At 74.1% G+C, this 5,251-nt stretch carries 3 protein-coding genes and 2 pseudogenes; 3 read left to right on the top strand and 2 right to left on the bottom strand.

All coding sequences use genetic code 11. From position 1 onward, the window contains the following. Nucleotides 1-407 (bottom strand): annotated as a pseudogene (locus CCN42_RS13590) (amino acid--tRNA ligase-related protein); the annotation flags it as partial. Continuing rightward, complete coding sequence (locus CCN42_RS13585; RefSeq protein ID WP_086735729.1) at nucleotides 404-841, bottom strand: cobalamin B12-binding domain-containing protein; 438 nt, start codon at nucleotides 839-841, stop codon at nucleotides 404-406. The gene CCN42_RS13585 and the pseudogene CCN42_RS13590, both read right to left, overlap by 4 nt. Nucleotides 842-1,245: 404 nt before the next feature. Here CCN42_RS13585 and CCN42_RS13580 point away from each other — a divergent pair, with 404 nt between their 5' ends. From CCN42_RS13580 to CCN42_RS13570, 3 genes and pseudogenes are all read left to right on the top strand, one after another. Then, nucleotides 1,246-3,042: a fatty acyl-AMP ligase gene (locus tag CCN42_RS13580; protein ID WP_086735727.1), complete on the top strand. Its 1,797-nt coding sequence runs from the start codon at nucleotides 1,246-1,248 to the stop codon at nucleotides 3,040-3,042. Next, nucleotides 3,039-4,820 carry an acyl-CoA dehydrogenase family protein gene (locus CCN42_RS13575; protein WP_086735725.1) on the top strand — a complete coding sequence of 594 codons (1,782 nt, stop codon included), beginning with the start codon at nucleotides 3,039-3,041 and terminating at the stop codon, nucleotides 4,818-4,820. Before CCN42_RS13580 ends, CCN42_RS13575 begins: the two co-directional genes overlap by 4 nt. After that, a pseudogene (locus CCN42_RS13570) lies at nucleotides 4,817-5,251 on the top strand (hypothetical protein); the annotation flags it as partial. The gene CCN42_RS13575 and the pseudogene CCN42_RS13570, both read left to right, overlap by 4 nt.

Raw genomic sequence — 5,251 nt, 5'->3', positions numbered from 1 at the left:
GGCAGGCAGTACGAGACGGGGCCGCCCTCGGTGGCGTCGAGGCCCAGGGACAGCTGCGCGGCCACGATGTGCTCGGGGCGTGCCGAGCCGTGCCGCACCTGCACGGGGAAGCCGGCGCCGTGGACGCCGTCCAGCATCGCCCGCGACACGTCGGGGGAGTGGGTGCAGATCGGGTATCCGTTGAGCGCCGCACCGTCCCGCACGGCGCGGCCGGCCGCCGCCAGGTCGCCCACGCGGGTGTAGCTGTCGAGCGTCAGGGTGCCGACGGTCACCGCCTCGGCCGCCCGGGTCCGCTCCAGGCCCTCGCGCATCAGCCGTGGATCGCCGAAGCCCATCCGCGGCTGCACCACGAGGGCGCCTCGCGCGTGCGCCCGGGAGACGAAGCCGCCGAAGGACGCCGGTGTCACGACACCGCTCGGTAGGGCGTCCGGGCGGCGAGCGCGCGGAACGCGGCCAGCTCGCCGTCGTCGAAGACCCGGTCGTAGCCGGCCGCCGTGAGCCGGCGGACCATGCCCACGTTGCGCAGACCGTCGGTGACCAGCTTCCCGCCGATCACCACGGTGGTCCCGGCCAGTTCGGGCCGGGCCCGCAGCGCCCGGATCAGCCGCAGGCCGTCGTTGAAGCCGTGGCCGTTGACGCTGCTGACCACCACCAGGGCGGGCCGCAGGTCCAGGCAGGACCGCACCACCAGATCCTCGGGGACGCACGGGCCGAGGTTCTCCACCGTGTGGCCGATCTCCTCCAGGACGAGCTGGAGATGGACGAGATTCCAGGTATGGGCGTCCGAGGACGTTCCGGTCAGCAGCACGGAAGGCGCCGCGTCGGCGTATGAGGAATTCATGGAGTCATCTGAGGAATTCATGTGAGTTCCGGTTTCTGGAGTGCCGGCGTATTTCCGGCGCCAGGACCGGTACGCAGATCACTCGGCGGAATGAGATAAAAAGGGGGGTGACGGCCGGGAATTCGGCCGGTGCAGAAGCCGCGCAGCGGCTGCGCTGTCGACTCTACTGCGCGCACGACGTCCCCAACGGGCCTCCGACTGGCCGGTACTGGCCCGACGTCCGGGCTCCACAGCGCCCCCGCAGACCCGATCCGCGCCCCCGTCCCCGAACCGGCGACCCTGCCGTGCAGTTTGCTGTCAGCCGCCTTCCCGGACCTCCCCGGGCATCGCTAGAAAGAATCCGCTGCGCTGAACCGGGTGCGGCGGATATTCAGTCAGCGAACGCGAAGGGCAGGACTTCGAAAATGGCGGACATCGTCACCGCGCCCAGTGTCGACGCAGTTCTCGTCGGTCATGCGGAGAACATCCCGGAAAAGACCGCGGCGACGTACGTCACCGATCCGCTCCGGGACGACGGGGCGAGTCGGCTGACGTACGCGGAGCTGGACCGGCACGCCCGTGACATCGCCCAGCGGCTGCGCGCCGCCGGCGTCGGCACCGGCGACCGCGTGCTCCTGCTCTACCCGGCCGGACTCGCCTTCCTGACCGCCTTCACCGGCTGCCTCTACGCCGGCGCCGTCGCGGTCCCCTCCTCGCTGCCCGGCCGCTACCGCCACGAGCGGCGCCGGGTCAGGCGGATCGCCGAGGACGCGGGCGCCACGGCGATCCTCACCGACACCGCGACCCGCGGCGACGTCGAGAACTGGATCACCGAGGACGAGGTCGGCGCCTTCCCCCTGCTGGTCACCGACGACGGCGCCGGGCCCGGCCCCGAGGGCTGGACGCCGCCGCACCTCACCCACGACAGCATCGCCGTGCTCCAGTACACCTCGGGTTCCACCGGCGACCCCAAGGGCGTCGTCATCACCCACGGCAACCTGCTGCACAACAGCGCCAACCTCATCGACGTCCTCGGCCTCGACGAGCACACCCCGCTCGGCGGCTGGATCCCGCACTTCCACGACATGGGGCTGATGGGCCTCATCCTGCCGCCCCTCATGAGCGGCGCCGGGACCGTCATCATGAGCCCGTCCACCTTCCTCAAGCGGCCGCACCTGTGGCTGCACATGATCGACCGCTTCGGCATCCACTGCTCCGCCGCGCCCGACTTCGCCTACGACCTGTGCACCCGGCGCATCACCGACGAGCAGCTCGCCGGCCTGGACCTGTCCCGCTGGCGGTACGCCGTCGACGGCTCCGAACCGGTGCGCCCCTCCGTGCTCGACGGCTTCCTCGCCCGGTTCGCCGCCCACGGCCTGCGCCCCGACACCCTCAGCCCCTGCTACGGCATGGCCGAGGCCACCCTCTTCGTCTCCGGCGCCCTCGACACCCCGCACAGCGCCCGCCGCGTCTCCGTCGACCTCCTCGAACGCCACGAGTTCCGCCCGGTCGACGACGACGAGCCCGGCCGCCTCGTCGCCGCCTGCGGCCCCGTCACCGGCGCCGAGATCCGCATCGTCGACCCCCGCACCCACGACGTGCTGCCCGACGGCCGGGTCGGCGAGATCTGGCTGCGCGGCCCCGTCATCGGTCACGGCTACTGGAACCGCGAGACCACCAACGCCGCCGAGTTCCGCGCCACCACCACCGACGGCGACACCGGCTACCTGCGCACCGGCGACCTCGGCACCCTCCACGACGGCGAGCTGTACGTCACCGGCCGCATCAAGGACGTGCTCATCGTGCGCGGACGCAACCTCTACCCGCAGGACATCGAACACGAGCTGCGCGCCCAGCAGCCCGAACTGGGCAGCCTGGTCGGCGCCTGCTTCACCGTCCCCGGCCACGGCCCGCAGGGCGAGGACGTCCTCGTCGTCACCCACGAGGTGCGCGGCATCAAGGAAGCGGACCGGCTCAGCCGCCTCGCCGCCGACATGCGCCTGACCGTCGCCCGCGAGTTCGGCGCCCCCGTCGGCGCCGTCCTGCTGCTGCGGCCGGGCGGGGTGCGCCGCACCACCAGCGGCAAGATCCAGCGCTCCGCGATGCGCGAGCTGTTCCGCTCCGGCGCCCTCGAACCCCTCCACGCCGACTACCAGGACGCCCTGCTCCGCCCCACCGCCGAGCGGGCCGCCGCCCCCGCCCTCGCGAAGGCGGCCGTATGACCACCACAGCGCCTCCCGCGCAGGGTCTCGCCGCCGGCCCGGTGGACCGGTTCGCCCGGCGGCTGCGCGAACTCACCGGACCCGGCCTGCCGTTCGGCGCCGCGGAACTCGCCGCGCTCGACCGGGCCGACGCCTTTCCCGCCGACGCCGTCCGCGCCCTCGACGAGGCCGGACTGCCCCGCTACTACGTGCCCGCCGAACACGGCGGCGCCCTCGACGACTTCACCGTCGTGATGCGCCTGCTGCGCGCCGTCGCGCGGATCGACCTCACCGTCGCCGCCGCGCACGGCAAGACCTACCTCGGCGCCGTGTCCACCTGGATCACCGGCGCGGAGGAACCCGCCCGGCGGCTCGCCCGGCGCATCACCGACGGCGAGGTGGTGTCCTGCGCGCTGACCGAACGCCACCACGGCAGCGACCTGCTCTCCGGCGAGGTCACCGCCCGGCCGGCCGCGGACGGCGGCTGGCTGCTCAACGGCGAGAAGTGGCTGATCAACAACGTCTCCCGGGCCGGCCTGGTGACCGTGCTGGCCCGCACCCACGACGCGGGCGGCCCGCGCGGCTTCAGCCTCTTCCTCGTCGACAAGGCCCGCCTCGGCCCCGGCACCCACACCTGCCTGCCCAAGGTGCGCACCTACGGCATCCGCGGCGCCGACATCAGCGGCATCGCCCTGCACGACGCCCACCTGCCCGCGGACGCCCTGATCGGCGCACCGGGCCAGGGCGTCGAGATCATCGTCAAGGCCCTGCACATCACCCGCACCTGCTGCGCCGCCATGTCGCTCGGCGCGGGCGACCACGCCCTGCGGCTGGCCGCCGACTTCGCCGCCGGCCACGCCGGCGACGACGGCACACCGCTCGCCCGGCGCCCGCACATCCGCCGCGAACTCGGCGAGGCCACCGCGGGCCTGCTGCTGGCCGAGGCCACCGGCCTGGTCGCCGTACGCTCCCTGCACGCCCTCACCGGCGAGATGAGCGTCGTCTCCGCCGTCGCCAAGGCCTACGTGCCCGCCCAGATCGACGCCCTGATCGCCCGGCTGCTGCACCTCCTGGGCCCGCACGGGCTGCTCGGCCCCGGCGACCCCCACGGCCAGTTCGCCAAGGCGGAGCGCGACCACCGCATCATCGGCATCTTCGACGGCAGCAGCCTGGTCAACCGCAACGCGCTGATCGAGCAGTTCCCGCGCCTGGCCCGCGGCTACCGCAAGGGCCGCGTCGACGCCGCGGGCCTCGCCGAGGCCACCAGCCCGCACACCGCACCCCGGCCCTTCCGGCCCGCCGCGCTCAGCCTGCTGTCCACCGCGGGCGCCTCGGTGCCGGCCGGACTGCCCGCCGCCGTCGCCGAACTGCGCGAGCGCGCCCGCGACAGCCGGGACGGGGCCGGCCTCGACTCCCTGCTGTCCCTGGCCACCCGGCTCCTGGACGCCACCGAACGCCTCCACGAGGCCATGGCGGCCGTACGGTTCACCCCCCGCGCCGTACCGGCCGAGGCCTTCGACCTCGCCGAGCGGTACGAACTGTGCTTCGCCGCCGCCTGCGCCCTGCACCTGTGGCTGCGCGCCACCCCGGCCACCGGCGACGGCACCCCCGCCCCGGACACCTGGCTGCGCGGCTGCCTCGTCAAGGCCCTCACCGACCTCGGCGAACCCGTCGACGACGCGGAGGCCCAGGCCCTGGACGACTGCGCCGACCTGCTGCTCGGCCGTCCGCCCGGCCACTTCGTCTCGCTGCTCGACCAGCTCCGTCCCGGCACCCCGCAGGAGGCGAACGCCTCATGACCACCGCCCTCGAAGAGGTGCTGGAGCAGCGCCTCGGCGACCCCTTCGACGCCGCCAACCCCCACGGGTTCGACGCCGTCCTCGCCGCCGCCGAGGGGCGCCGGCCCCTGGACCCGCAGCCCTGGCACGTCCCGGCCGGCGCACCCGAGCCCGTGATGCACGCCCTGCGCGCCGTCTGCCGCCGCTCACCCGCCCTGGCGACCGTCCCCGAGACCGACAACGCCCAGGCGGTCGCGGTCGGCGCCTGTGCCGGCGCGCTCGACTCCGCCCTCCGGATCACCCTGCGCCACCTGGCCGGCCGCCACCTCTACGGCGCCCCCGCGATCGACCTCCCGGTCCTGCGGTCCCTGCTCTCCGGCGCCTTCGCCGACCTGCTGCTCTGCGACACGCTGACCACCCTCGCCGTACGCGGCACCGAGGTGCTGCCCGCC

Source organism: Streptomyces glaucescens (assembly GCF_002154375.1).
GTDB classification, from domain to species: domain Bacteria; phylum Actinomycetota; class Actinomycetes; order Streptomycetales; family Streptomycetaceae; genus Streptomyces; species Streptomyces glaucescens.
This window is presented reverse-complemented; position numbering and strand designations above follow the sequence as displayed.